Source organism: Mesorhizobium loti (assembly GCA_014189435.1).
Lineage (GTDB): Bacteria > Pseudomonadota > Alphaproteobacteria > Rhizobiales > Rhizobiaceae > Mesorhizobium > Mesorhizobium loti_G.
Genome location: CP050293.1, coordinates 5,899,207 through 5,922,590, shown reverse-complemented (window position 1 = coordinate 5,922,590; position 23,384 = coordinate 5,899,207). Strand labels below are relative to the sequence as shown.

30 protein-coding genes are annotated in these 23,384 nt (G+C 63.5%); 6 read left to right on the top strand and 24 right to left on the bottom strand.

Annotated features, from left to right (window positions below; translation table 11 throughout):
• Window positions 1-32: 32 nt before the first annotated feature.
• From HB777_28330 to gcvA, 6 genes are all read right to left on the bottom strand, one after another.
• The gene (locus HB777_28330) at window positions 33-803 is read right to left on the bottom strand and encodes an L-iditol 2-dehydrogenase (GenBank protein ID QND68933.1); all 771 of its coding nucleotides are present in this window, start codon (window positions 801-803) and stop codon (window positions 33-35) included.
• 2 nt (window positions 804-805) lie between these two features.
• Window positions 806-1,804, bottom strand: a complete 999-nt coding sequence (locus tag HB777_28325; GenBank protein QND67454.1) for an ABC transporter ATP-binding protein — start codon at window positions 1,802-1,804, stop codon at window positions 806-808.
• Between the two features lie 50 nt (window positions 1,805-1,854).
• Window positions 1,855-2,679, bottom strand: coding sequence for a carbohydrate ABC transporter permease (locus tag HB777_28320; protein QND67453.1), 825 nt, complete (start codon window positions 2,677-2,679; stop codon window positions 1,855-1,857).
• Between the two features lie 11 nt (window positions 2,680-2,690).
• Window positions 2,691-3,563 carry a sugar ABC transporter permease gene (locus tag HB777_28315; protein ID QND67452.1) on the bottom strand — a complete coding sequence of 291 codons (873 nt, stop codon included), beginning with the start codon at window positions 3,561-3,563 and terminating at the stop codon, window positions 2,691-2,693.
• Between the two features lie 124 nt (window positions 3,564-3,687).
• Window positions 3,688-4,998: a sugar ABC transporter substrate-binding protein gene (locus HB777_28310; protein ID QND67451.1), complete on the bottom strand. Its 1,311-nt coding sequence runs from the start codon at window positions 4,996-4,998 to the stop codon at window positions 3,688-3,690.
• A 227-nt stretch (window positions 4,999-5,225) separates the two neighbouring features.
• The gene (gcvA, locus tag HB777_28305) at window positions 5,226-6,131 is read right to left on the bottom strand and encodes a transcriptional regulator GcvA (GenBank protein ID QND67450.1); all 906 of its coding nucleotides are present in this window, start codon (window positions 6,129-6,131) and stop codon (window positions 5,226-5,228) included.
• Between the two features lie 110 nt (window positions 6,132-6,241).
• Here gcvA and HB777_28300 point away from each other — a divergent pair, with 110 nt between their 5' ends.
• Window positions 6,242-6,427, top strand: a complete 186-nt coding sequence (locus HB777_28300; protein QND67449.1) for a hypothetical protein — start codon at window positions 6,242-6,244, stop codon at window positions 6,425-6,427.
• Between the two features lie 55 nt (window positions 6,428-6,482).
• Here the strand turns inward: HB777_28300 and HB777_28295 are convergent, their stop codons facing one another.
• A complete protein-coding gene (locus HB777_28295; GenBank protein ID QND67448.1) occupies window positions 6,483-7,442 on the bottom strand; it encodes a sugar-binding transcriptional regulator in 960 nt (319 codons plus the stop codon).
• A gap of 256 nt (window positions 7,443-7,698) precedes the next feature.
• On the opposite strand from HB777_28295, the gene HB777_28290 reads away from it, so the two are divergent.
• A complete protein-coding gene (locus HB777_28290) occupies window positions 7,699-8,331 on the top strand; it encodes an HAD family phosphatase (protein QND67447.1) in 633 nt (210 codons plus the stop codon).
• Here HB777_28290 and HB777_28285 read toward each other — a convergent pair.
• The 9 genes from HB777_28285 to ureC form a co-directional block, all read right to left on the bottom strand.
• Window positions 8,328-9,095, bottom strand: a complete 768-nt coding sequence (locus tag HB777_28285; protein ID QND67446.1) for a hypothetical protein — start codon at window positions 9,093-9,095, stop codon at window positions 8,328-8,330. The two genes, HB777_28290 and HB777_28285, sit on opposite strands and share 4 nt — an antisense overlap.
• An 81-nt stretch (window positions 9,096-9,176) precedes the next feature.
• Window positions 9,177-9,821: an urease accessory protein UreG gene (gene ureG, locus HB777_28280; protein ID QND67445.1), complete on the bottom strand. Its 645-nt coding sequence runs from the start codon at window positions 9,819-9,821 to the stop codon at window positions 9,177-9,179.
• Window positions 9,818-10,258, bottom strand: a complete 441-nt coding sequence (locus HB777_28275) for a DUF3995 domain-containing protein (protein ID QND67444.1) — start codon at window positions 10,256-10,258, stop codon at window positions 9,818-9,820. Before HB777_28275 ends, ureG begins: the two co-directional genes overlap by 4 nt.
• Window positions 10,255-10,926 (bottom strand): urease accessory protein UreF, encoded by a 672-nt coding sequence (locus HB777_28270; GenBank protein QND67443.1) that lies wholly within the window; start codon window positions 10,924-10,926, stop codon window positions 10,255-10,257. The genes HB777_28275 and HB777_28270 overlap by 4 nt, the downstream gene beginning before the upstream one ends.
• Complete coding sequence (locus HB777_28265) at window positions 10,919-11,494, bottom strand: urease accessory protein UreE (GenBank protein QND67442.1); 576 nt, start codon at window positions 11,492-11,494, stop codon at window positions 10,919-10,921. The genes HB777_28270 and HB777_28265 overlap by 8 nt, the downstream gene beginning before the upstream one ends.
• A complete protein-coding gene (locus tag HB777_28260) occupies window positions 11,491-12,096 on the bottom strand; it encodes a glutathione S-transferase family protein (protein ID QND67441.1) in 606 nt (201 codons plus the stop codon). Before HB777_28260 ends, HB777_28265 begins: the two co-directional genes overlap by 4 nt.
• Before the next feature lie 43 nt (window positions 12,097-12,139).
• Window positions 12,140-12,733 carry a hypothetical protein gene (locus HB777_28255; protein QND67440.1) on the bottom strand — a complete coding sequence of 198 codons (594 nt, stop codon included), beginning with the start codon at window positions 12,731-12,733 and terminating at the stop codon, window positions 12,140-12,142.
• A gap of 53 nt (window positions 12,734-12,786) precedes the next feature.
• Window positions 12,787-13,275, bottom strand: coding sequence for a DUF29 domain-containing protein (locus tag HB777_28250; GenBank protein QND67439.1), 489 nt, complete (start codon window positions 13,273-13,275; stop codon window positions 12,787-12,789).
• Window positions 13,276-13,343: 68 nt separating this feature from the next.
• Window positions 13,344-15,059 carry an urease subunit alpha gene (ureC, locus tag HB777_28245; protein QND68932.1) on the bottom strand — a complete coding sequence of 572 codons (1,716 nt, stop codon included), beginning with the start codon at window positions 15,057-15,059 and terminating at the stop codon, window positions 13,344-13,346.
• A gap of 194 nt (window positions 15,060-15,253) precedes the next feature.
• On the opposite strand from ureC, the gene HB777_28240 reads away from it, so the two are divergent.
• Window positions 15,254-15,649 carry a hypothetical protein gene (locus tag HB777_28240; protein ID QND67438.1) on the top strand — a complete coding sequence of 132 codons (396 nt, stop codon included), beginning with the start codon at window positions 15,254-15,256 and terminating at the stop codon, window positions 15,647-15,649.
• Between the two features lie 74 nt (window positions 15,650-15,723).
• Here HB777_28240 and HB777_28235 read toward each other — a convergent pair whose 3' ends face one another.
• The 5 genes from HB777_28235 to HB777_28215 are packed head-to-tail and all read right to left on the bottom strand — an operon-like array spanning window position 15,724 to window position 18,101.
• A complete protein-coding gene (locus tag HB777_28235) occupies window positions 15,724-16,029 on the bottom strand; it encodes an urease subunit beta (protein QND67437.1) in 306 nt (101 codons plus the stop codon).
• Between the two features lie 8 nt (window positions 16,030-16,037).
• Entirely contained in the window at window positions 16,038-16,625 is a 588-nt protein-coding gene (locus tag HB777_28230) for a HupE/UreJ family protein (protein ID QND67436.1), read from the bottom strand.
• 34 nt (window positions 16,626-16,659) lie between these two features.
• The gene (locus HB777_28225; GenBank protein ID QND67435.1) at window positions 16,660-16,914 is read right to left on the bottom strand and encodes a DUF1272 domain-containing protein; all 255 of its coding nucleotides are present in this window, start codon (window positions 16,912-16,914) and stop codon (window positions 16,660-16,662) included.
• Window positions 16,915-16,924: 10 nt separating this feature from the next.
• Window positions 16,925-17,227 (bottom strand): urease subunit gamma, encoded by a 303-nt coding sequence (locus HB777_28220; protein QND67434.1) that lies wholly within the window; start codon window positions 17,225-17,227, stop codon window positions 16,925-16,927.
• 28 nt (window positions 17,228-17,255) lie between these two features.
• Window positions 17,256-18,101 (bottom strand): urease accessory protein UreD, encoded by an 846-nt coding sequence (locus HB777_28215; GenBank protein QND67433.1) that lies wholly within the window; start codon window positions 18,099-18,101, stop codon window positions 17,256-17,258.
• Between the two features lie 216 nt (window positions 18,102-18,317).
• Between HB777_28215 and HB777_28210 the strand changes: the two genes are divergently transcribed.
• The 3 genes from HB777_28210 (at window position 18,318) to HB777_28200 (ending at window position 20,700) form a co-directional block, all read left to right on the top strand.
• Window positions 18,318-18,572, top strand: coding sequence for an acyl carrier protein (locus tag HB777_28210; protein QND67432.1), 255 nt, complete (start codon window positions 18,318-18,320; stop codon window positions 18,570-18,572).
• 5 nt (window positions 18,573-18,577) lie between these two features.
• Window positions 18,578-19,786, top strand: a complete 1,209-nt coding sequence (locus HB777_28205) for a beta-ketoacyl-[acyl-carrier-protein] synthase family protein (protein QND67431.1) — start codon at window positions 18,578-18,580, stop codon at window positions 19,784-19,786.
• 209 nt (window positions 19,787-19,995) lie between these two features.
• A complete protein-coding gene (locus tag HB777_28200; protein ID QND67430.1) occupies window positions 19,996-20,700 on the top strand; it encodes a glutathione S-transferase in 705 nt (234 codons plus the stop codon).
• A gap of 28 nt (window positions 20,701-20,728) precedes the next feature.
• Here HB777_28200 and HB777_28195 read toward each other — a convergent pair whose 3' ends face one another.
• From HB777_28195 to HB777_28185, 3 genes are all read right to left on the bottom strand, one after another.
• Complete coding sequence (locus HB777_28195; protein QND67429.1) at window positions 20,729-21,076, bottom strand: hypothetical protein; 348 nt, start codon at window positions 21,074-21,076, stop codon at window positions 20,729-20,731.
• An 85-nt stretch (window positions 21,077-21,161) separates the two neighbouring features.
• Complete coding sequence (locus HB777_28190) at window positions 21,162-21,782, bottom strand: nucleoside triphosphate hydrolase (protein QND67428.1); 621 nt, start codon at window positions 21,780-21,782, stop codon at window positions 21,162-21,164.
• Window positions 21,783-22,102: 320 nt separating this feature from the next.
• On the bottom strand, window positions 22,103-23,203 hold the full coding sequence (locus tag HB777_28185) for a hypothetical protein (GenBank protein QND67427.1): 1,101 nt from the start codon (window positions 23,201-23,203) through the stop codon (window positions 22,103-22,105).
• Between the last annotated feature and the right edge of the window lie 181 nt (window positions 23,204-23,384).

The following is a 23,384-nucleotide window of genomic DNA, read 5'->3' as shown; positions in this document are numbered from 1 at the left end:
AAGGTACGAGGAGCAGAGGCCGTCCCCCGCCCTCAACTCATCCACTGGCCGCCATCGACATTGTAGGTCTGGGCGACGATGTATTCGGCGTCGCTGCTGGCCAGAAAAACCGCCATGCCGGTCAGATCGTGCGCCGTACCCATGCGGCCATAGGGCACCGCCTCGCCAACCAGTCTCTTCTTCTCGCCCTTCGGCCGGTTTTCATATTTGGCGAACAGTGCGTCGACATGATCCCAGTGCTCGCCGTCGACGACGCCAGGCGCAATCGCGTTGACGTTGATACGGTGCTTGATCAGGTCGAGCCCAGCCGACTGGGTCAGCGAGATGACGGCAGCCTTGGTGGCGCAATAGACGCCGACCAGCGCCTCGCCGCGCCGCCCGGCCTGGCTCGCCATGTTGATGATCCGGCCGCCCCGGCCAGCGGCGATCATCGAGCGGGCGGCTGCCTGCAGCATGAACAGCGTGCCGGCGACATTGACGGAAAACAATTTGTCGTAGCTTGCCTTGGTGATCTCGACGATCGGTGCCAGGTCGAACAGAGCGGCGTTGTTGATCAGGACATCCAGACCGCCGGTCTTCGCCTCCACGGCTTTCACCGCCGCCTCGATCGAGGCGAGGTCGGTGACGTCGAGTTTGACCGCATAGGCCTTACCGCCGATCTCGGCGGCCGTCTTCTGCGCCGCCTCGAGATTGATGTCGGCGATGGCGACGGTGGCGCCTTCGCCGGCATAGGCTTCGGCGAAGGCCCTGCCGATGCCACGGGCCGAACCCGTGATCAGCGCGGATTTGCCGGCCAGTCGCATGCTCACATCGCCTTCCCGTCGGCGCCGAAGCGATGCAGCTTGGCCTTGTCGGGCGTCAGATAGATGGTGTCGCCGTGACGGACGGCGAGTTCGCCGTCGGCACGCACCGTCAGCGGACCGACGCCATCGGCCTGGACATGCAGGAAGGTGTCGGAGCCGAGATGCTCGGCGACGCCGACGGTGGCCTTCCATTCGCCCGCCGTGGTCGAGATCTCCAGGTGCTCGGGGCGGATGCCGATGGTCTTGGCGCCGTATTTGGCAGCCGGCGCGCCTTCGATCAGGTTCATCTTCGGCGAGCCGATGAAGCCGGCGACGAACAGGTTCTTCGGCGTCTTGTAGAGTTCCATCGGCGAGCCGACCTGCTCGATGTTGCCGGCATTCAGCACGACGATCTTGTCGGCCATGGTCATGGCTTCGACCTGGTCGTGGGTGACATAGATCATGGTCGTCTTGAGCTGATGGTGCAGCTCGCTGATTTCCAGCCGCATGGTGCCGCGCAGTGCCGCGTCGAGATTGGACAGCGGCTCGTCGAACAGGAAGGCCGAGGGCTGGCGCACGATGGCGCGGCCGATGGCGACGCGTTGGCGCTGGCCGCCGGAGAGCTGGCCGGGCTTGCGTTCGAGGTAGTTGGTCAGATTGAGGATGCGCGCCGCATCCTTGACCTTCCTGTCGATGGTGGCCTGGTCCTCGCCCGCCATCTTGAGCGGGAAGGCGATGTTCTTTCCAACCGTCATGTGCGGATAGAGCGCGTAAGACTGGAACACCATGGCCAGCTTGCGCTTGGCCGGCGCCTCGCCGGTGACGTCGCGGCCATCGATGTTGATGGTGCCGCCGCTGGTGTCCTCCAGGCCGGCGATCAGCCGCAGCAATGTCGACTTGCCGCAACCCGACGGGCCGACAAAGACGACGAACTCGCCATTCTCGATCACCAGGTCGAGGCCGGGGATAATGGACGTCGTTCCGAAGGATTTGGAGACGTTCTTGAGCGTGATGTTTCCCATGGTTTCCTCCCCGAGGGGTTATTGTCCGGCGTCTGTTGCTTGCGGGGGTCTTACTTCACCGCACCGAATGTCAGGCCGCGCACCAGCTGCTTCTGGCTGAACCAGCCCATGATCAGGATCGGCCCGATGGCCAGTGTCGAGGCGGCCGAAAGCTTGGCCCAGAACAGGCCTTGCGGGCTGGAGAACGAGCTGATGAAGGCGGTCAAGGGTGCTGCTTCCGTGGTCGTCAGCCGGATCGTCCAGAACGCCTCGTTCCAGGCCAGGATGATGTTGAGCAGCATCGTCGAGGCGATGCCCGGCACCGCCATGGGCGTCAGCACATAGACGATCTCGTTCCACAGCGAAGCACCGTCCATGCGCGCCGCTTCCAGAATCTCGCCCGGTATTTCGCGGAAGTAGGTGTAGAGCATCCACACCACGATCGGCAGATTGATCAGCATCAGCATGACCATCAGGCCGATGCGGCTGTCGAGCAGTCCAAGGTCGCGGAAGATCAGGTAGATCGGGAACAGCACGGCGACCGCTGGCATCATCTTGGTGGACAGCATCCACATCAATATGTCCTTGGTCCTCTTGGTCGGCGCGAACGCCATCGACCATGCAGCCGGTATGGCGACCAGCAGGGCCAGGATGGTCGAGCCGACCGAGAGCAGCACCGAGTTGAAGAAGAACTTGAAATAGCCGCTCTGCGCCTGAACCTCGGTATAGCTCTCAAACGTCCCCGACGGGATCAGGTTGAAGCCCTGGATGGCCTCCTGCTCCGACTTGAACGAGGTGATGATCGTATAGAAGATCGGGAAGAAGATCAGCAGCGCGACGATCCAGGCGGCAACGGTCGCGATTGTCTTGTGCTGGGTGGTGACTGCACGTGCCATCGTATCCTCCCTTACTTGTCCAGGTTCTTGCCGACGGCGCGCATGGCGAAGAAGGCAACGATGTTGGCGAGAATGACAGCGATGACGCCGCCGGCGGATGCCTGGCCGATTTTGAACTCCAGCAAGGCCTTCTGGTAGACGAGGAAGGGCAGGTTGGTGGAGGCGTATCCCGGACCGCCATTGGTGGTGACGAGGATCTCGGCATAGACCGACAAAAGGAAGATCGTCTGGATCAGGATGACGACGGTGATGGCGCGCGACATGTGCGGCAGCGTCAGATAGATGAAGCGGCTGACGAAGCCGGCGCCGTCCATCTCGGCGGCCTCCTTCTGCTCACCGTCGAGCGACTGCAGCGCGGTCAAGAGGATGAGCGTGGCGAAAGGCAGCCATTGCCAGGCGACGATGATGATGATCGCCATCATCGGGTGCTGCCCGAACCAGTCGATCGGCTGGGCCCCGAAGAAGCGCGCTATGTCGGCAAATACTCCGTATTGCGGGTGCATGATCATGTTCTTCCAGACCAATGCTGCCACCGGCGGCATGACGAAGAACGGTGAGATGACGAGGATGCGCACGATCCCCTGGCCCCACATCGGCTGATCGATCAGAAGCGCCAGCATGATGCCGCCGATCACCGTGATCAGAAGCACGCTGACCACCAAGGTGAGCGTGTTGAGGATCGATTGCAGGAAGGCCGGGTTGGAATAGAACAGCGCGTAGTTCGAGAAGCCGACGAAGCCGTCTCGGATCGGATTGAGCGGATTGTACTGCTGGAAGGAGAACCAGATGGTGATGACCAGCGGCACAATCATCCAGACGAACAGCAGCACGACAGATGGTGCCATCATGAAGCGGGCAAGCGAACGGGTCTGCTGAGTAGCCATGACGGTCACCCTTCAATGGTCAGACTGAATTTTCAAAAGGCGTTAAAAGCGGCCGCCCGAACTGGGAACTCGGGCGGCCGTTGCCGGTCAAGGAGGCGACCGGCATTCGGCACCGGGAGGAGCCTTACTTGATGTATCCGCCTTCGGTCATTGCCGCGGTGGCAGCGTCCTGGGCCTGCTTCAGGGCATCGTCGACGCTCGACTGGCCGGCAAGAGCCGCCGAGAAGAGCTGGCCGACGGTGGTGCCAAGGCCCTGGAATTCAGGGATGGCGACGAACTGGACGCCGACATAGGGCACCGGCTTGACGGTCGGATGCGTCGGATCGGCGGCATTGATGGAGTCGAGCGTCATCTTGGCGAACGGAGCCGCCTTCTGGTACTCGGCATTGGCATAGAGCGAGGTGCGCGTTCCCGGAGGAGCGCTGGCCCAGCCTAGCTTGGAAGCGACGAGCTCGGAGTAATGCTTGCTGGTTGCCCAGGCGACGAACTTCTCGGCCGCGTCGGTCTTCTGCGTACCGGCCGGAATGGCCAGCGACCATGCCCACAGCCAGTTGCCGCGCTTGCCGAGACCGTTGTCAGGCGCCAGCGCATAGCCAACCTTGTCGGCAACCTTCGAGCTCTTCGGGTCGGAGACCATGGATGCGGCGACCGTGGCATCGATCCACATGCCGCACTTGCCCTGCTGGAACAGCGCCAGGTTTTCGTTGAAGCCGTTGGACGAGGCGCCCTCGGGGCCGTCGGCCTTCATCAGGTCGACATAGAACTGCAGCGTGCTCTTCCATTCGGGCTGGTCGAACTGCGGCTTCCAGTTCTCATCGAACCAGCGGGCGCCGAAGGAGTTCGACATGGCGGTGAGGAAGGCCATGTTTTCACCCCAGCCGGCCTTGCCGCGCAGGCAGACACCGTTCACGCCATTGGCGCGGTCGGTCATCTTGTCGGCGGCCTGCTTGATGAAGTCCCAGGTCGGCGCATCGGGCATCTTCAGCCCGGCCTTGTCCATCAGGTCCTTGCGGTACATGACGAAGGAGCTCTCGCCGTAGAAGGGCGCGGCATAGAGCTTGCCGTCGACCGAAAGGCCGCCTGCGATGGCCGGCAGGATGTCCTTGGCGTCGTAATCGTCGCCGAGCTTGTCGAGCGGCAGCAGCCAGCTCTGCTTGGCCCAGATCGGAACTTCATAGGTGCCGATGGTCATCACGTCATACTGGCCGCCCTTGGTGGCGATGTCGGTGGTGACGCGCTCGCGCAGCACGTTCTCTTCGAGCGTGACCCAGTTGAGCGTGATGTCGGGGTTCGCCTTGGTGAAGTCCTCCGTCAGCGTCTGCATGCGGACCATATCGGCATTGTTGACGGTGGCGATGGTGATGGATTCGGCATGAGCGGCGAACGCAAGCGCGCTGGCCGACAACAAGCCCAGGGTGAGCGTGCGAAGTTTCATCAAATTCCTCCCTTGAACCAAGATGAGCATTTGCCTTGGCTTTGGGCAATTACTCACTTGGCTTGAATTATGTCAAGTCGGATTCGATGCTGCAGCGCAGCACTCGGCAACGCTGATGGACAACGGGCATGTGGAGATTGCGAAGACCAGCCTCGCCCGTCGCCGGATATCCAGGCGAGAGGACAGGGGGCTTGCGGTATCGAATGCGGTTGCTGGACGGCTTGCCGTCAGCAGGCGATCTCGGCCAGCAGCCAGTCACGGAAGGCGCGGATCTTCGGCACGGTGCGGCGCGCCTGGGGATAGACCAGCCAATAGGCGTGGCCGTCGTCGCCGACCAGATCGAAAGGCTGCACCAGGCGGCCGTCGGCGAGCTCCGCCTTGAACAGCGCCCTGGTCAGGATCGCCACGCCATGGCCGGCGATTGCCGCATTGGCCTCATAGGCCTGCGCGCCCATGCTGCTGCCGGGTCGTCTGGCAAGATCGTGCGAGTGCACGCCGGCCGCCGAGAACCACTCCGTCCACCAGATGTCGCCGGGATCGAGGATCGGCAGCCGCAAGAGATCGGCCGGTTCGTTGACGCCGCCGATGCTTGCCGCGAGCTTCGGGCTCAGCATCGGCGTGAAGTCGGCATCGAGCAGCTTGTACGCTTCCAGGCCCGGCCATTTGCCGCCGCCCGAGCGGATGGCGATGTCGGTATCCTCGCGGGCAAAGTCTGTCAGGCGGCTCGACGTCTCGAGCCGCACGGCAAGTGCGGGATGGGCGATCTGGAACGATCCCAGCCGGTGTGCCAGCCAGTTCGAGGCAAAGGTCAGCACCGTGGTGACACACAGCAAGCCGTCGGCGCCGCCACGCACCGCGGCATAGGCCTGGCCAAGAATGGCAAAGGCCTCGCCGACAGCGGGCGCCAGACGCTGCCCGGCCTCGGTCAACACGATCTGGCGCGGCCGGCGCAGGAACAGCGGTGCGCCGACACGCTCTTCCAGCACCTTGATCTGATAGCTGACCGCCGCCTGCGTCATGGCGAGTTCGCCGGCGGCCTTGGTGAAGGAAAGATGCCGCGCCACAGCGTCGAACACCCTGATCGCCTGCAGCGGCGGGAGTTGCGAAACCTGTCGCGAGCTGAGGTCCGGCATAAGGCCTCCTTATGGGTCATAACAGATGTTCGATTGGCGAAGGCGGCCGGCAAGACCGACATACAGCATCAGCCCATCATTCGGGTTCAGGATAGCGGAGGTTGACGATCATGACCATGGCGCAGCAAAAATGCACTCCAACCCCGGATCATCGCTGGATTTCGTGGCTGACGGACGGATTTGGCTGGTTCGCAATAAAAAGGAGGGCACATCTGGACGTCAGGGACCTGTCGCCGCATCTGCAGCGCGATCTCGGCTTCCTCGATGGCAACGACCCATTCGGGCGGCACGAATAGCCCGTCCGATGTTATCAGCCCAGTTGACCTTTATCGCAAATCCACAAGTTCCAGGTCAGATGCTGGCCAGCAGGGCGGTGGCGGTCCGTTCATCGGTGATGAGACCATTGATCAGCCGCCGGTTGGCGGCCGCCAGTATGCCCGGCAGCTTTCGTTCGCCCATCGCCAATGCGATGACCAGCGATTTTTCGCGCGACGGCAGCGAAGCCGACGACACCCGGTCGTTGGTGATGCCCTCGATCATGCGGCCTTCGCGGTCGAACACCCAGCCGACAATCTCGGCGATGCCGCCGGCCTTCTGCAAAGCCTTCAGTTCGCTTTCCGAAATGAAGCCGTCCTCGTAGAGCGGCGCCTTCGGGCCGAGATCGCCAATGCCGATGAAGGTGACATCGGCCTCCGCCGCCAGCGCCAGCGTCGGCTGGATCATCGGCTGGTTGAGCAGCATCTCACGCTCCTCCGGCGAAGAGGCGATGACCGGCAGCGGCATCGGGAAGGACCGCGCCTTGACCCTGTCGGCCATGGTGAAGATGACGTTGTAGAAGGCGGCCGAGCCGTCCGGCGAGATGTTGCCGGTCAACGACACCACCTTGTGTTGCGGGCATTCCATCGGCGGCAACTGTTCGATCGCCGCCTTCAGCGTGCGCCCGGTACCGATCGCCATGACGATCGGGGTCGGCGACCGCAGCCGCCGCTCGATCTCGGCGGCAGCCGCCTCGGCGATGCCGATGGTTGTGGAGGACGAATTGGGATCGCTCGGCACCACCTCGACCAGATCAAGCGCGAAGCGCGATTTCAGCCGCGCCGCCAGATCAAGGCAGTTGGCGATCGGATGATCGACGCGAACCTTGATCAAGCCCTCGGACACCGCCAGCGACACCAGCCGCTGCGCCGTCTGCCGGGAGATGCCGAGCGTGGCGGCAATCTGGTCCTGTGTGTTGCCGGCAACATAATAAAGCCAGCCGGCGCGCGCCGCGTCGTCCAGCCTGTTGCTGCCACCATCCTGCCGGGTATTCACGTGCTGCCTCCCGAAACCGCCGGTCATGAGAGCGGCCCACGCTCACTTTCGCAGGGAACGGCCCGCTGCGCAATTGTCAATCTCCAGGGCAATTGCTTGCACCCGCCGGCGCAAGCGGGGCCAAGTTTTCTTCTCCCACGATGTCGGTGTCAGGTAAAGAAGCGCGGTTGCGGTCCCGACAGGCGGCACGTTCTTCGGTCCCGAAGGTTTATCTCCCGGCGCAAACCCTTTAAGGGATCGCAAAAAGGAGCGCTGCATGACACCGAAAGCGGTTTTCTGGGATATGGACGGCACGCTGGTCGACAGCGAACCGCTGCACGAGGCAGCCCTGGTGGCCGCGATGCGCAATGTCGGCCTCGTGCCGCCCGATGATCTGCATGAGCGCGTGCTCGGCGTCGCGGCCTGGCCGGTCTACGAGATGATGCGCGACGAATTCGGCCTGGATCTGCCTTTCGACGACTGGATCGTGCGCAAATACGAGCACTATCTGCCGCTGGTCGAGCGCTTGCAGCCGCGTCCCGGCGCGATCGAGATCTTCAACGAGTTGCGGGCGAGAGGCGTTGCGCAAGCGGTGGTGTCGAATTCGGACCGGATGATCGTCGACGCCAATCTGAGCATGGTCGGCCTGACCTACCCCGGCATGAAGACGATCAGCCGCAACGACGTGCGCGAAGGCAAGCCGCACGCCGAGCCCTTCCTGCGCGCCGCGTATCTGGCCGATGTCGACCCCGCGCAGGCGGTGGCGATCGACGACAGCTGGCCGGGCGCCATGGCTGGGTTGGCGGCGGGCATGAAGACGATCTTCTGGCCGGAGAAGCCGATGGAAGGACCACCCGGTGCTATCGTCGTCAACAGCGCCGAGGAATTGCGCGCCGAACTCGGTCTTTAATTCCGGTAAACCGGCTCCTGCTCGTCGAGGATCGCCTTCAGTTCGCTGAGATGGCGTTCGGCCTGGCCGGGATAGTCGTCCATCTCGCTTGCCGCCTTCTCGGCGATAGCATCCGACAGCGTCCGCAGTGGCCGGCCGGTCCACAGCGCCTTGATGTAGGTCTCGGCGGCGCGCTCGAAATAGAACATGCGGTTGAAGGCATCGGCGACCGTATCGCCGATGACCAGCACGCCGTGATTGCCCATCACCATCACCTTGACCTTGGGATCGACGAGAAGCTGCGAGCAGCGCTCGCCCTCTTCCTCGAAAGCCAGCCCGCCATAATGCGCGTCGACGACATGGCGGTTGAAGAACATCGCCGAATTCTGGTCGATCGGCGGCAATGTCGAGTCCGCGAGCGACGCCAGCACCGTGGCGTGGATCGAATGCACATGCATGACGCAGCGCGCATGGCGCACATTGCGATGGATGGCCCCGTGCAGGCCCCACGCCGTCGGGTCCGGCGCGTTGGGGCCTGAGAGCGTGTCGGGATCGTTGGCGTCGATCATCAAAAGGTCGCTCGCCTTGATGCGCGAGAAATGCACCTGGTTGGGGTTCATCAGGAACTGCGTGCCGTCATCGTTGACGGCCAGCGAAAAATGATTGGCCACCGCCTCGTGCATGTTGAGCCGCGCCGTCCAGCGAAAGGCACAGGCGAGATCGACGCGCTCCTCATAGAAGGGCAGGTTGGTCAGCGTTTCCTTTTGCAGGCGGGCAATGCTCATCGAAAATCCTCCGGTTTCGGCAAGAATGCCGTGACCAGCCCATGCCCGCAACCGGTTTTGGTTGGTGCAGGGACGGCTATCTCAGGCTGCCGTGCTGGCGGCAGCAGTGCCGGCTCGCAAGCCACCATGCTCGACGATGAAATCGATCACCTCCTGCAGTCCCTTGCCGCGCGACAGGTCGGTGAAGCCGAACGGCCGCTTGCCGCGCATGCGACCGGCATCACTCTCCATCACATCGAGATTGACGTTCACGTAAGGAGCGAGGTCGCTCTTGTTGATGATGAGGAAGTCGGAGCGGGTGATCGCGGGTCCGCCCTTGCGGGGGATTTCTTCGCCCTGGCAGACCGAGATGACATAGAGCGTTAGGTCGGCGAGATCAGGCGAGAAGGTGGCGGCGAGGTTGTCGCCGCCGGATTCGATGAAGACAATGTCGAGATCGGGGAATTTTCTGTTCATCTCGGCGATCGCCTGCAGATTGATCGAGGCGTCCTCGCGGATCGCGGTGTGCGGGCAGCCGCCGGTCTCGACACCCATGATGCGGTCCTCGGGCAGCGCTTGCAGCCGCGCCAGCATCATGGCGTCTTCCTTGGTGTAGATGTCGTTGGTGACGACGGCGATCGAGAATTCGTCGCGCAGCGCCTTGCAAAGCTTTTCGGTCAGCGTCGTCTTGCCCGAGCCGACCGGACCGCCAATGCCGACGCGCAGCGGGCCATTTGTCTGTGTCATGCGGGAAACTCCGTGATGGCGAGGATAGCAAAGCCGAGCCCGATCAACAGGCAGAGCGGCGAATAGTAGCGCAGGTCGAGCCGCGCGAAAGGCTGTTCCGGCGCCAGCCGCCGCCACCATGGCGTGAAGCCGGCAATGCCGCGCCCCAGGAACACCAGCCCGATGAGCAACGACGTGGCGGCGAGACCCTCCCTGGGAAAGGGCGAGGCAAAGACGCCTTCGAGCGCCAGCGGCCAGAGCGTCGCCAGGCACAGGCACGCGGCAACGGCGAAACTGGCGAACGGCGTCGGCATCTCGTCGACGCCGCGAAAGCCGACCACGGCGCGGGCGCAGGATGCCGCATCCTTGCCCGGCCAGATGCCGCCAATTCCCCAATAGACATGCAGCGCGGTGATCAGAAGCAGGACAAGGGATAGCGCGAAGGCGAGAAGGATCATGAGCGGAACAATCGCGAATACTGGGTTTCGTGTTTCATCGCCATGACATCGGAAACAAAGGCGCAGCCACCGAGATCATCCAGTGTCGAGCGCGCGGCGCGGGCTGCGGTCGCCAGGGCCAGCGGCTCGAAGCCGGCTAACAACACGGTGGCGCCGCTCTGGCCAACGATGCCAAGGCGGATCGCCGCCTGGGCGAGGTTGGAGAAGAAGGTCTGCAGGAAGGCGGACAGCGCATCCTGAAGCGCAATTGAATTGCCGCCGGCAATGGCACCGACGGCGACGCAATAGGCGCATTCGGCAGGCAGGCGCTCCAGCACCGGGTTGGGCCAGGCCGCCACCGCTTTGAGGAAGGCAACACCTTGCAGCATGGTCTCGGTGTGCCGTTCGCGCGAACCGGCCAGCGCTTCGGCGAGTGCGGCTATGTCATGGAGATCGCCAGTGCCGCGTGCCCGGCGCCAGCTTTCTGCAAACAGCACCGCATCGTTCCAGCCCGAGCCCATCTCGACCAGCGTTTCCAGCCAGCCAACGAGGCTCTCGCCGTCGGCAACCAGCCCGTCATGCACCACGCGTTCGAGACCATGGCTGTAGGAAAAGCCGCCGACGGGAAAGGCCGGCGACAGCCACGCCATCAGCCGCAGCAGGGCGATGTTCGAAGGCTGGTCAGTCATGGTCGTGATGGTGGCCAGCATGACTATGGGAATGGGAATGCGACTCGCCGTGAGAGTGAGAATGCGCTTCCGCGTGGCTATGCACATGGCCGTGATCATGCCCGCCGGAATAGGCGCCGCGCACCGGCTTGAACGGCTCGGAGACGTCACGCACCGTGGCGCCGAGCCCCTCCAGCATCGCCTTGATGACATGGTCGCGCAGGATGAGGATGCGCCCGGCCTCGATGCTTGCCGCGAGATGACGGTTGCCGATGTGCCATGCGAGTTCGGCCAGATGCACGCCGTCGCGGGCGCGGATGTCATAGACCTCTTCCGGCGCCGCGATGATCTCGATATGGCCGCCATCCTCCAGCACCAGCCGGTCGCCGTCGTTCAGGGCCACGGGTTCGGGAAGGTCGACCAGCACCTTGCTGCCGTCGGCAAGTTCGATGGCCCGGCGGCGCAGATGCCGCTCGTCATGGGCGAGCACTGCCCGGCCGGATGGCGCTGTGGCTCCCGCACTGCCAGCAGGCAGCACCGAGATGGCGCGCGGGAATTTGGTGAAGTCGGTGTTGAGGTTGAGCTTCATTTCATGGATCCCCCATTAGCTTGTGCCCGCGCACGCGCCGGCCGCGCCAGCACGCGGTCGAAATAGGCGTTGACGCGTTCGGACCCGATCGGAAACCGGCCTGCACGTGCCCAACCACCCATGTCGCCAAGCAGCACATCGACAGCCGAGAACCGGTCACCCAGCGCGAAGGGCCGGTCGCCCAGCCGCCGCTCCAGCGCCTTCAGTTCCGAGGCAAAATCGTAGGCAGCCGCCGGGCCGACATCGACCCGAATTTCCTTTGGTAGGAGGAATCGATGGCGCAGCTTGTTCCACAGCGGCGCTTCAAACTCGCTCTGCGCAAAATGCATCCAGGAATCCATCTCGGCCCGGCCGGCAACGCCCGGATTGGCGCCCATGCCCTTGTCCGCGTGCTTGTCGGCGAGATAGACGCAGATCGCCGCCGAATCCGTCACCGTCAGCTCGCCATCGATCAGGATCGGCACCTTGCCCGAAGGGTTGAGTGCGTAGGCTTCCGGTGAGCGCAGCTTGACCTCTACGAATTCATAGGGCTGCCCGAGTTCCTCGAGCATCCAGAGAACGCGGCTGACCCGGGATCCGCGCGATCCAACGGCCTTGTACATGCAAAACCTGCCTTTCTCGAACAAGCTAGACCATCGCGTTCGCTCAGACGATGGTGTCGAAGAGCCGCAGGATGAACGATATCTGATAGATGAGCGCCGCCGTGACAAAGGCGATGTGGAAGCGGCGATCACGCACCAGGATCGCGACGATGCAGAGCGTGACGAAGACCGGCGTGCGGAACAGATACTCGTTGCCGAAGCGGGCGAAATGCTCCGGCCCTTTCAGCAGCGTGTCGATCACGTCGAGCAGGTAGGTCGCCGCCAGCAGGCCGAAGAACCAGGCCCGGCGCGAATAGAAGAAATCCTCGTAGCTGGTGTAGTCCAGCATCGAATCCGGAAACAGCAGTGCGCACAGCAGGAACAGCGTGATCGCGTAGAAGATGATGAACAGGTACTTGCCGAAGGTCCAGGTCTCGATGGCGTAGAGGCCGAACTCCCACCACCAGAAATGCACCAGCATCAAAAGCACCGAGGCGACCCAGGCCAGATGCACGGGATAGAGCCGGTACTGGCCGGGATGCTGGACGATGCGCGCCACCCCCGACAGCAGGCGAGCGACGCCAAGCCCGATCACCATGCCCATGACGATGCGGATATGCGGAAAGATGTCGTGGGGAGAGGCGATTTCGGTGGCCATGGGCCTCAACAAGCAAGGTGGTGGTGGAGCGCGCGCTCGGCATTCATAGATTGCTAGTCTCGCAGAAAATCGTCCATCGAAAGCGGACCGCCAGGCCAAAATCGTCCATCGAGCACCTGCTTGGCTGTAAACGGCGGTTCGCTTGGAAATTGCGATTTCCGCAAGCCCGTCTCCTGTATCGCAACAGGCAAGGCGTCCTTGTAGGCCTCATCAAAGATCTGAGCGGGATATCGACGAAGACTGGGACTATCCTTGACTATGCCTTCGATCCAGACACGCTGTTCGGAAATCGACGACTGCCAGCTGTGGCATCTATGGCCCGGCTGGAACTCCCATTTCAGGAGATGTGCAATCAGCACCCGCATCCGGCTGCGGATTTCTCTTCGGTCGCTCCTCCCCAAGCTTTCTATCTCCTCGGCAAGATTCTCGCGGTCGAGATCGGAGACGCGACCCTCGCGCAGCAACGCGCCCTGTTCGGCGCACCACTGGGCGTAGTCTGTTTCATAGGGCGTCATGGCCCTGAGACGGTCGATCCTGTTCATGTGCGTATAATGCCCTAAAGCGCGCCGAGTTTAAACGGCATCCTGAGATGGGCACTGGCCAAGGCAGCTCAAAACAGAAAATACCTCTGCGCCATCGGCAGCACCGTCGCCGGCTCGCAGGTCAGCAATTCACCGTCGGCGCGAACCTCGTAGGTTTCCGGATCGACCTCGACATGCGGCGTGGCGTCGTTGAGCACCATCGAATGCTTGCCGATGCCGCCGCGGGTGTTTTCGACGGCGACGAACTGCTTGTCGACGCCAAGCCTGCCATGCAGCCCCGACTCGAGCGCGGCTTTCGAAACAAAGGTCACCGACGAGTTGGTCCTGGCCTTGCCATAGGCGCCGAACATCGGCCGGTAATGCATCGGCTGCGGCGTCGGGATCGAAGCGTTGGGGTCGCCCATCGGGGCAGCGGCGATCATGCCGCCGATCAGCACCATGTCCGGCTTGACGCCGAAGAAGGCCGGATTCCACAGGACCAGGTCGGCGCGTTTGCCGACCGCGATCGATCCGATATCCTTCGACAGCCCGTGCGCGATGGCCGGATTGATCGTGTATTTGGCGATGTAGCGGCGGACGCGGAAATTGTCGTTGTTACCGGTCTCCTGCGGCAGCGAGCCGCGCTGGCGTTTCATCTTGTCGGCGGTCTGCCAGGTGCGGATCGCGACTTCGCCGACCCGGCCCATGGCCTGGCTGTCCGATGAAATGATCGAGAAGGCGCCGATGTCGTGCAAAATGTCTTCGGCTGCGATGGTCTCCTTGCGGATGCGGCTTTCGGCAAAGGCGATGTCCTCGGGGATCGACGGCGACAGGTGATGGCAGACCATCAGCATGTCGAGATGCTCGGCCAGCGTGTTGACGGTGTAGGGCCGCGTCGGATTGGTCGATGACGGGATGACGTTTGGCAGCCCGCAGACCTTGATGATGTCGGGCGCATGGCCGCCGCCGGCGCCCTCGGTGTGGAAGGCATGGATGGTGCGGCCCTTGATCGCCGCGACCGTGTTTTCGACAAAGCCGGATTCGTTCAGCGTATCGGTGTGGATCATCACCTGCACGTCGTAGTCGTCCGCGACCGACAGGCAGCAGTCGATGGCCGCCGGCGTCGTGCCCCAGTCCTCGTGCAGCTTCAGCGAACAGGCGCCGCCCAGCACCATCTCCTCGAGTGCCGCGGGCAGCGAAGCATTGCCCTTGCCCGACAGGCCGATGTTCATCGGGAAGGCGTCGAAGGACTGGATCATGCGCGCCATATGCCATGGCCCCGGCGTGCAGGTGGTCGCCAGTGTGCCATGCGCCGGGCCGGTGCCGCCGCCGAGCATGGTGGTGATGCCGCTCATCAGCGCTTCCTCGATCTGCTGCGGGCAGATAAAATGGATATGCGCGTCGAAGCCGCCTGATGTCAGGATCTTGCCTTCGCCGGCGATGATTTCGGTGCCGGGACCGATGATGATGGTGACGCCATCTTGCGTGTCAGGATTGCCGGCCTTGCCTATTGCCGCAATCCGCCCGTCCCTGAGCCCGATATCGGCCTTGAAGATGCCGGCGCCGGCGTCGACCACCAGCGCGTTGGTGATCACGGTGTCGACGGCGCCCTGGGCTCGGGAAACCTGGCTCTGGCCCATGCCGTCGCGGATGACCTTGCCGCCGCCGAACTTCACCTCCTCGCCATGGATGGTGAGATCCTTCTCGACCTCGATGAACAGTTCGGTGTCGGCAAGCCGCACTCTGTCGCCGACGGTCGGGCCGTACATCTGCGCATAGGCGGCGCGGGTAATTCTGGCCATCAGCGATTGCTCCCAAAATGCGGCTTGCCAAAATGCGGTTTGCCAAAATGCCGTTGGAATGAAGTCCGGCTGCACATTGCCGCCATCCAATGGTCACGCAATGACCCGCTGGGCGACACTTTCTGATCCCATTTGGCGGTTGAGCTTGGGGGGTCACCCAAAACCGACCGTTTGCCAAACGATGGAAAGGAAAATCCATGCGCAAAACGATAGTTCTTGCCGCTGCCGCCAGCCTGATGCTGGCGGGCGCCGCCAGTGCCCAGCAGCAACCCGCGCAACAGCCCGCTCCGGCGCCGACCGCACCTGCCCCCGGGGCGACCAAGCCCGCCCCCGGCGCTCAGCCGGCGGTGCCGACGATCCAGAGCGTCAGCATCGTCGACATCACCGAGCTGCCAAAGGATACCCAGACGCAGGTCAACCAGGTGATCGCCCAGCGTGGCGATGACGGTTTGAAGAAACTGCGCAGTTCGATCGACGCCACGCCCAAGGTGAAGTCGGCGCTCGAAGCCAAGGGGCTCAGTTCGGCGCAAGTCGTCGCCGCCAGCATGGAACCCAATGGCGCGCTGACCCTGATCACCAAGAAGGCGAGCTGACGATAGAATGCGGCGGGCCGGCATCCGGTCGGTCCGCCGCATCAAAGGGCCGAGAGCGATCGACGCCGTCGACCTCACAGCTTGCCCATCACCTTCTGCTGAAATCCGTAGACCTCGCGCTTGCCGCCGAGCGGTACCAGCGTAACGTCGCGCTCCTGTCCCGGCTCGAAGCGCATGGCCGTGCCGGCGGCGATGTCGAGGCGCATACCTCTGGCGCGCTCACGGTCGAATTTCAGCCCCTCATTGGTCTCGAAGAAATGATAGTGGCTGCCGACCTGGATCGGCCGGTCGCCGCTGTTGGCCACTTTGAAGGTGACAGTCGGCAGACCCTTGTTCAGCTCGATGTCGCCGCCCACTGTTATGATTTCACCGGGGATCATCGTCACCCTCACAGAACGCCGAAGACGAGGCCGAGACCAACCGCAGCGCAGGCCGCACCCGCGGCGCGGGCCAGGCCACGGAACCGGATGCCAAGACCGAGACCGGCGGCGATGCCGGTGGCATGGAGAGCCGCGGTGGCGGCGGCAAAGCCGGCCATGTATTCGAGCCCGCCGGCATTCTCCGGCACCTCGGTGCCATGCGCGTGGCCGTGGAACAGCGCGAACAGGCCGATGATAGCGACGCCGGCCGAGACCGGCAGATCGACCGCCAGCGCCACCAGCAGCCCGAGCGCAACGACCGAGGCCAGTATGCCCGGTTCGACGAAGGGCAGCGGCATATGCAGCATGCCGAGCGCGCCGCCGGCCAGCATGACGCCGACAAAGGCCGCCGGCCAGGCAAGAACCGCCTTGCCGCCCTTGAGCGCCGCCCACAGTCCGACCGCGATCATGACCGTCATGTGATCGAGGCCGGAGAGCGGGTGGATGAAGCCGGCCGTGAAGGAGGAAGTCGTGCCGATACCGACATGGGCATAGGCAGGCATTGCAGCGGCTAGCAGCAGGATCGCCGACAGGCACAGGCGTTTGGCAGGGATCATTCTATTCGCCTTTCGGTTGTCTCGGTCGTGGAATTCATGCCGCCTTGCGGGGTCCGCAGCCTTCGGCCTTGAGGACGCGTTTGGTCGAGGCAGGGTATTTCTTCAGCATCGCTGCCGGGCGGATCGGCCGCGCCGAAAAATTGCCGCCGCAATTGGGGCAGATGCCGCCCAACACCTGTTCCACGCAGTTGGCGCAAAAGGTGCACTCGAAGGTGCAGATCAGCGCATCATCTGCCTCCGGCGGCAGGTCCTTGTCGCAGCATTCGCAGTTGGGGCGCAGCTCAAGCATTTTGTCCTCCTCACCGGATCGGTTCGTGCACGGTCACCAGCTTGGTGCCGTCGGGAAACGTCGCTTCGACCTGCACGTCGTGGATCATCTCGGCGATGCCTTCCATGACTTGCGCGCGGGTGACGACATGGGCGCCGGCCTCCATCAGTTCGGCGACAGGGCGGCCGTCGCGAGCGCCCTCGACGACGAAGTCGGTGATCAGCGCGATCGCCTCCGGATGATTGAGCTTGACGCCGCGATCGAGCCGTTTGCGCGCTACGATCGCGGCCATGGCGATCAGCAGCTTGTCCTTTTCCCTCGGCGTCAGGTTCATGCGTTTTCCAAAGCTGGTAGAGACAGGCCTACAGTGACCATAATTTGGGCAACCCCGCCCTTCCGTTGAGCAATTCGACGAGTGGAACCAGCCGCTGGCGCAGCTGGTAGCCATCCCCGGCATAGAGCCTCGCAAGAAGCTTGCCAGATTTCTTCACGCTCCAGACACTGGCGCTGCCGTGGTCGCCGACGATCTCCAGAACCGGATCGAGCAGGGCTTCGGCCCGCGGCGATACCAAAAGCAGCGTCGCCATCGCGATCGCGCCACCGGCAATCGCCGGGCGATCGAGCGTGGCGGCGATATCGGGTCCGATGCGGAAATCCTCGGCATGAACAAGGGAGCCATCCTGGCGCACACGCCAGCGGTCGTGGAAATGCCCCTGCGTGGCGCGTTCGCCCATCGCAAGGCGGCCGAAGACGGCGGCTTCCAGCACCAGCGCCTCGGCGCCGACGGCAAGCTCGACGTCGAGCGTGCGGGCAAAGGCCGCCCGGTCGAAGACGATGGTTTCCTGCGGCAGCCAGGCAATGCGGCCGTTTTCACCGACCGACAGATTGACCCGCACCTCGGCACGGTCGGATGCGGCCCGATAAATCTTCTCGCAGGCCTGGGTCGTGATCGAAGCCGAAGCAGCCGCGCCGACATCCACGTCCCAGGCGATACGGTCGCCGCCGGTCATCCCGCCGGCGGTGTTGATCAGCACCGCTTCGAGCGGATCGGCCGAGACAGAAGGCATCCTTATCTTGGCGGCGCCGTCCTGATAGAGGCGCCGCAGGCGCGTGCGACCCTCACCAAGCGCGCAGGAAAGCCGCGCCACGCCGGCAACGCGCTGCGTCGAAATCCCGCCATGTTCGCCTCTATGTTCGCTTGTATCCATGCCTGCACGTTAAGCACTCCGGCGGCTTTGTCGACATGGAGTTGGATATAGCTTGTTGCTTGACAACGTTTCGGTTTCTATAGAGGGAACCACCTTGGTACGGTCATGCAGCGCTTGGCGGGGGTATAAAACGACGACGGCGGCTTGATACCAGGAGAAAAAAGGGGCGCTGCTCAGTTGGCGTCGGGAAACGTGACATAGTGGGGAAGAAACCGAATGGCCGACCAGCTGGCAACGGATATCATCGCGAAGATCAAGGCTCATGCCGAGCCGGGCGGCGAAGAAATCACCACCACCACCGAATTGACCTCGCTTGGTATCCATTCGCTCGAGCTGACGGAGATCATCTTCGACCTTGAGGAAGAGTATGGCATCGAGATCGAGATGAACACGGTCGACGCCTGGAGCAATCTGAAGAATGTCGGCGATATGGTCGAAGCTGTCCGCGCGCTGATCGCGAAAAAAGCCTGACCTGAATGCGGCAGCGCGTCGTCATCACCGGCATGGGCGGTATTTGCGGGCTCGGCACCAGCGCGCCTGCGATCTGGAACGAGATGCGCGCCGGCCGCTCGGCCATCGGCCAGATCACAAGTCCGCAGCTGCATGACCTGAAGGTCAAGGTCGGCTGCGAAATCAAGACGCTTCCCGATCACGGCATCGACCGCAAGCAGACCGTGTCGATGGACCGCTTCAGCCTGCTGGCGACGATCGCGGCCCGGGAAGCCATGCAGCAGTCCGGCCTGGTTTCGAACGAGGCCACCACCTATCGGATGGGCACCATCGTCGGTGTCGGCGTCTGCGGCTGGGAGGCGATCGAGGAAAGCTATCGGGCCATCCTGATCGAAGGCAAGAATCGCGCCGGCATCTTCACCGTGCCGAAGGTGATGCCAAGTGCGGCCTCCGGCCATGTCAGCATGAATCTCGGCCTGCGCGGGCCGGTCTTCGGCGTCACCTCGGCCTGTTCGTCGTCCAACCACGCCATCGCCTCGGCTGTCGACCAGATCAGGCTCGGCCGCGCCGACGTGATGGTCGCCGGCGGCACCGATGCGCCGCTGGTCTGGGGCATCCTGAAGGGCTGGGAAGCATTGCGCGTGCTGGCGCCCGACACCTGCCGGCCATTTTCGGCCGATCGCCAGGGCCTGTCGCTCGGCGAGGGCGCCGGCATGGCGGTGCTGGAAACCTACGAGCATGCCATGGCGCGTGGCGCCACCATCCTTGCCGAGATTGCCGGCGCCGGCCTCTCCGCCGATGCGTCCGACATCGTCGCGCCGACCATCGACGGACCAACGGCCGCCATGCGTGCCTGCCTGGCCGACGCCGGGTTCAATCCCGAGGACGTCGACTATCTCAATGCCCACGGCACCGGCACCAAGGCCAATGACCAGATCGAGACGGCGGCGATCAAGCGCGTCTTCGGCGACCACGCCTACAAGCTGTCGGTGTCGTCGACCAAGTCGATGCATGCCCATTGCCTCGGCGCATCGGGTGCGCTGGAGATGATCGCCTGCGTGAATGCGATCCGCGAAGGCATCGTGCCGCCGACGGCCAATTTTCGCGAGGCCGACCCGGATTGCGACCTCGACGTCACACCGAACGTGGCACGCGAGCGCAAGGTGCGCACCGCCATCAGCAACGGCTTCGCGTTCGGCGGCACCAATGCGGTTCTGGCCTTCAAGGCCGTCTGATTCCTGATCTGCCCGGGCGGTTACACCTGCCCGGGGCGGTTACACCTGCCCAGGGCGATGTCGAGCGTCCCGCACGACCCGTTCTATTGACTGTCCGTGCATGGCGAAACTGTCGCCGCCATATTGATCAGGATCGGCCGCGCGCCTAGTTCTTGATGGACCCGCCAAAACCGCGCCGCTCGGCGCGAATCCCCATTCAGGAGTTTTCCATGGCTGACCTGTCCGCCTTTCCGATTGCAACACGCTGGCCAGCCAGGCATCCGGACCAGATCCAGCTTTATTCGGCGACAACGCCGAACGGCGTGAAGATATCGATTGCCCTGGAAGAGCTTGGCCTGCCTTACGAGCCGCATCTGGTCAACATCGGCAAGAACGAAAGCTGGACGCCGGAATTCCTGTCGCTCAATCCCAACGGCAAGATACCGGCAATCATCGATCCGAACGGTCCCGATGGCAAACCGATCGGCCTGTTCGAATCCGGCGCCATCCTGCTCTACCTCGCTGAAAAGACCGGCCTGCTCATGCCCGTGGACGCCGCGCGCCGCTACGAGACCATCCAGTGGGTGTTCTTCCAGATGGCGTCGGTCGGACCGATGTTCGGCCAGGTCGGCTTCTTCCACAAATTCGCCGGCCGCGAGATAGCCGACAAGCGCCCGCTGGAGCGCTATCGCGATGAGTCGCGGCGGCTGATCGGCGTGCTGGACGGCCGGCTGAAGGGCCGCAAATGGATCATGGGCAATGACTACACCATCGCCGATATCTCGCTGCTCGGCTGGGTGCGCAACCTGATCGGCTTCTACGAAGCACGCGAACTCGTCGGCTTCGACGATTTCGCCAATGTGGGAACATGGCTGGAACGCGGTCTGGCGCGGCCGGCGGTGCAGAAGGGCCTGACCATACCCGCCAAGCCCTGACACAAACCAGCGAAATCCTTTGAGAAGGCTACTTTGCCTTCGCCTTGGCTTTCGAACCGCCCTTGCCAGCCATGGAGGCTGCAAACGATGCAGTGCCCCTGGCGGCGAGGACGACCGCGCCCGCAGCCACATTGGCCGCAGCCTTGACCGTGCGCATGGCGCTGCCCGAGATCGAGGCGTCAGCGCTCGCCGGCTTTTTGGGCTTTGCGGCTTTCGGCGCAGCTTTTGCCGCTGTCGGCACCACTTTCTTCGGCGCCGCCTTGCCGAAGGCCGGCTTGGCGTCCTTCGAACGTGCAGCGATTGCCGGGCCGGCGCCTGCCTTGGATTGGGTTGCCTTGCCCTTGGCGGGCGCGGGCTTTCTTGCCTTGGTTGCCATCGGACGGAATCCCTGTTTGGCAGAATTGCCTTGTCGGCGATAACGGCCTGAATGTCTTAAGGTTCCCCTTGCGCAATCCGTAGAATCAAGCGGAATCGCCGATCACCAGATCGGCAGCCCGGCGGCGAGCAATAACGCGGTCAATGTTGGGCATGTCGTTGGAGGCGATCCAGGCGCGCGCATCCGCATCGGAGCGGCCGTGCCCGTGCCAGCGCTCCAGCAAGCGGCGCTCGAGCTCGTTGCGCGGCACGTCGACGAAGATCGAGAAATCGAACAGCGGCGCCAGCCGCGACCATGGCTCCTCGTCGAGCAGCAGGTAATTGCCCTCGACCAGGATGAATTTGGTCTCCGTGGCGACGATCGAGGCGGCGGCGCGCGACAGTTCCATGCTGCGGTCGAAGACCGGGATGGCGATGTCGGGTTCGCCGGCTCGGATACGCTTCAGCAGGGTTTCAAAGCCGGCAAAGTCGAAGGTTTCCGGCGCTCCCTTGCGCGCGCGCAGGCCGCGCCGCTCGAGCACGACGTCGTCATAGTGAAAGCCATCCATAGGCACGACTTCCGAGGCGCCTTCGGGCAGCAGGTCATGCAGGGCCGCCGACAGCGTCGACTTGCCCGCCCCCGGCGGCCCGGCAATGGCGACGATGAAGCGACTTGCCTTGCCGGCGCGCTTGAAGATGGTGGCGGCGAGATGGGCGATTTCGGACATGAGAGCCTCTCTGGCCTGGATGATAGGCACGATAATTTCCACCGCATCTTGTCGGCAGTTGGTGGAAATTTCAAACCGGGATTTGCACGATTGGAAGGGTCAATTGCCGAAGTCGGCGCCGCCCCTCATCGCCCTGCCGGGCACTTCTCCCCGTATAGTGACGGGGAGAAGGGGCTGGCCGCAACGACGGCGTCCTTCTTGCGCTGGTGATTGGCGAAATCATCGATGAGAGCGCCCCTCTCCCCGTCACTATACGGGGAGAGGATGCCGGAAGGCAGGTGAGGGGCAGCGCCAACTTTGATGGAAACCTTGAAGCTCGTTCAGCCAGCCGCAGGCCGACCGATGCGCAGGAAATCGCTGTCGAAGGGAACTTCCCAGGACAAGCCGCCTGCTGCCATCCGCATGCGGCCATCCGCCGTCGTGACCGCCTGTGGTGGCTCGCCGCCGGACAGCGGCATGGCGCCGATGACATGGCGAAAGGAAACGCTTTGGCCTTCGCCAAGCGCAAAGGCGGTTGCCACCCCTTCGCGCTTCAGCCAGTTGTCGCCGATCGAGGCGGCATGGCCGACGGCAGCGCGGCCGTCCTCGATGCCGAGCACGCCCAGGTGGCGGCCGCTCCACGGGGCGTAGTCGCGCCCGCCATTGCTGAGCCACAGCATGGTGATCGGCAGCTCGGCCGGGTTCTTCAGCACCAGCACCAGATCCTCTTCGGCCTGACGCGCAAGCGCGGTCCAACCCGGCCCACCATGATCGGCCTCGACCAGGGTGATGAAATCCTCGCGGCGGTCGTCCATGCGGTATTCCGTGAGATCGAGCGTACCGCCCCCAGTGGCGGGAAAATGGCCGAGATCGGCGGACCGCGCCGGATAGGCCAGCATGAAGCGGCCGCGGGCGGGATCGGGCTCCAGCGGATCGTCCAGCGTCGCGGCAAACCGCTTGGGCGAAAAGGCCAGCCTGCCGCCGCCCGTCATCGCCGTCATCGGATGATGCGCGACCGAGATCGCGCCATGGCCGCCTGAAAACACATGCTCCTGGTAGAGGAAGGGATGGTCGTCGCGCAGCGTCAGGATCTTGTCGACGCTCGCGCCCATCACCTTGTGCCGCAAGCGGTAGACCGCGCGCCAGCCATCCTCTGTCGCGGCACTCTCGACCACGTCCCAGCCGCTGTTGGCCGGCCAGCCATGCAGCGGCGCCTCCTCCACATCGCTGCGCGAAAACGGCGCGCAGAGAAAATCGCCGGACAGGCGAACCGTGCCTTCCGGCAAATTGTCCGGCAGCGTCTCGTTCGCATCGACCCAGGGCGCACGATGCAGCGGCTTCAGCTGGCGCCCACCGCCCTCGACGACCATGTCGGCGATGTGGCCGACCGTGAGGTCGAGCGAAACCGAAATGCTTCTGGCCTTGATCGTATGGATGGTCATCGCGCACCTGTTGATTCTGGTGGTGCGAACAAACCTGCTCCGTGAAGGTTGCGCAAGCATCGCGATCGGCATTTTGCATCAGGGTGAGGGGAATACAGCGTGGAGAGGCCAACTGTTGATTGTCAGCGCCGCCCCTCATCCGCCTGCCGGCACCTTCTCCCCGTATAGAGACGGGGAGAAG

Coding starts and splice junctions, on each gene's coding strand:
- HB777_28300 (QND67449.1), top strand. CDS start 6,242: ATGACCATGGCGCAGCAAAAATGCACTCCAACCCCGGATCATCGCTGG.
- HB777_28220 (QND67434.1), bottom strand. CDS start 17,227: ATGAACCTGACGCCGAGGGAAAAGGACAAGCTGCTGATCGCCATGGCC.
- HB777_28290 (QND67447.1), top strand. CDS start 7,699: ATGACACCGAAAGCGGTTTTCTGGGATATGGACGGCACGCTGGTCGAC.
- HB777_28240 (QND67438.1), top strand. CDS start 15,254: ATGCGCAAAACGATAGTTCTTGCCGCTGCCGCCAGCCTGATGCTGGCG.
- HB777_28200 (QND67430.1), top strand. CDS start 19,996: ATGGCTGACCTGTCCGCCTTTCCGATTGCAACACGCTGGCCAGCCAGG.
- HB777_28275 (QND67444.1), bottom strand. CDS start 10,258: ATGATCCTTCTCGCCTTCGCGCTATCCCTTGTCCTGCTTCTGATCACC.
- HB777_28205 (QND67431.1), top strand. CDS start 18,578: ATGCGGCAGCGCGTCGTCATCACCGGCATGGGCGGTATTTGCGGGCTC.
- HB777_28195 (QND67429.1), bottom strand. CDS start 21,076: ATGGCAACCAAGGCAAGAAAGCCCGCGCCCGCCAAGGGCAAGGCAACC.
- HB777_28285 (QND67446.1), bottom strand. CDS start 9,095: ATGAGCATTGCCCGCCTGCAAAAGGAAACGCTGACCAACCTGCCCTTC.
- HB777_28185 (QND67427.1), bottom strand. CDS start 23,203: ATGACCATCCATACGATCAAGGCCAGAAGCATTTCGGTTTCGCTCGAC.
- HB777_28310 (QND67451.1), bottom strand. CDS start 4,998: ATGAAACTTCGCACGCTCACCCTGGGCTTGTTGTCGGCCAGCGCGCTT.
- HB777_28270 (QND67443.1), bottom strand. CDS start 10,926: ATGACTGACCAGCCTTCGAACATCGCCCTGCTGCGGCTGATGGCGTGG.
- HB777_28260 (QND67441.1), bottom strand. CDS start 12,096: ATGTACAAGGCCGTTGGATCGCGCGGATCCCGGGTCAGCCGCGTTCTC.
- gcvA (QND67450.1), bottom strand. CDS start 6,131: ATGCCGGACCTCAGCTCGCGACAGGTTTCGCAACTCCCGCCGCTGCAG.
- HB777_28330 (QND68933.1), bottom strand. CDS start 803: ATGCGACTGGCCGGCAAATCCGCGCTGATCACGGGTTCGGCCCGTGGC.
- HB777_28250 (QND67439.1), bottom strand. CDS start 13,275: ATGAACAGGATCGACCGTCTCAGGGCCATGACGCCCTATGAAACAGAC.
- HB777_28230 (QND67436.1), bottom strand. CDS start 16,625: ATGATCCCTGCCAAACGCCTGTGCCTGTCGGCGATCCTGCTGCTAGCC.
- HB777_28210 (QND67432.1), top strand. CDS start 18,318: ATGGCCGACCAGCTGGCAACGGATATCATCGCGAAGATCAAGGCTCAT.
- HB777_28255 (QND67440.1), bottom strand. CDS start 12,733: ATGGCCACCGAAATCGCCTCTCCCCACGACATCTTTCCGCATATCCGC.
- HB777_28215 (QND67433.1), bottom strand. CDS start 18,101: ATGGATACAAGCGAACATAGAGGCGAACATGGCGGGATTTCGACGCAG.
- HB777_28265 (QND67442.1), bottom strand. CDS start 11,494: ATGAAGCTCAACCTCAACACCGACTTCACCAAATTCCCGCGCGCCATC.
- HB777_28325 (QND67454.1), bottom strand. CDS start 1,804: ATGGGAAACATCACGCTCAAGAACGTCTCCAAATCCTTCGGAACGACG.
- HB777_28225 (QND67435.1), bottom strand. CDS start 16,914: ATGCTTGAGCTGCGCCCCAACTGCGAATGCTGCGACAAGGACCTGCCG.
- HB777_28190 (QND67428.1), bottom strand. CDS start 21,782: ATGTCCGAAATCGCCCATCTCGCCGCCACCATCTTCAAGCGCGCCGGC.
- HB777_28235 (QND67437.1), bottom strand. CDS start 16,029: ATGATCCCCGGTGAAATCATAACAGTGGGCGGCGACATCGAGCTGAAC.
- ureG (QND67445.1), bottom strand. CDS start 9,821: ATGACACAGACAAATGGCCCGCTGCGCGTCGGCATTGGCGGTCCGGTC.
- HB777_28320 (QND67453.1), bottom strand. CDS start 2,679: ATGGCACGTGCAGTCACCACCCAGCACAAGACAATCGCGACCGTTGCC.
- HB777_28315 (QND67452.1), bottom strand. CDS start 3,563: ATGGCTACTCAGCAGACCCGTTCGCTTGCCCGCTTCATGATGGCACCA.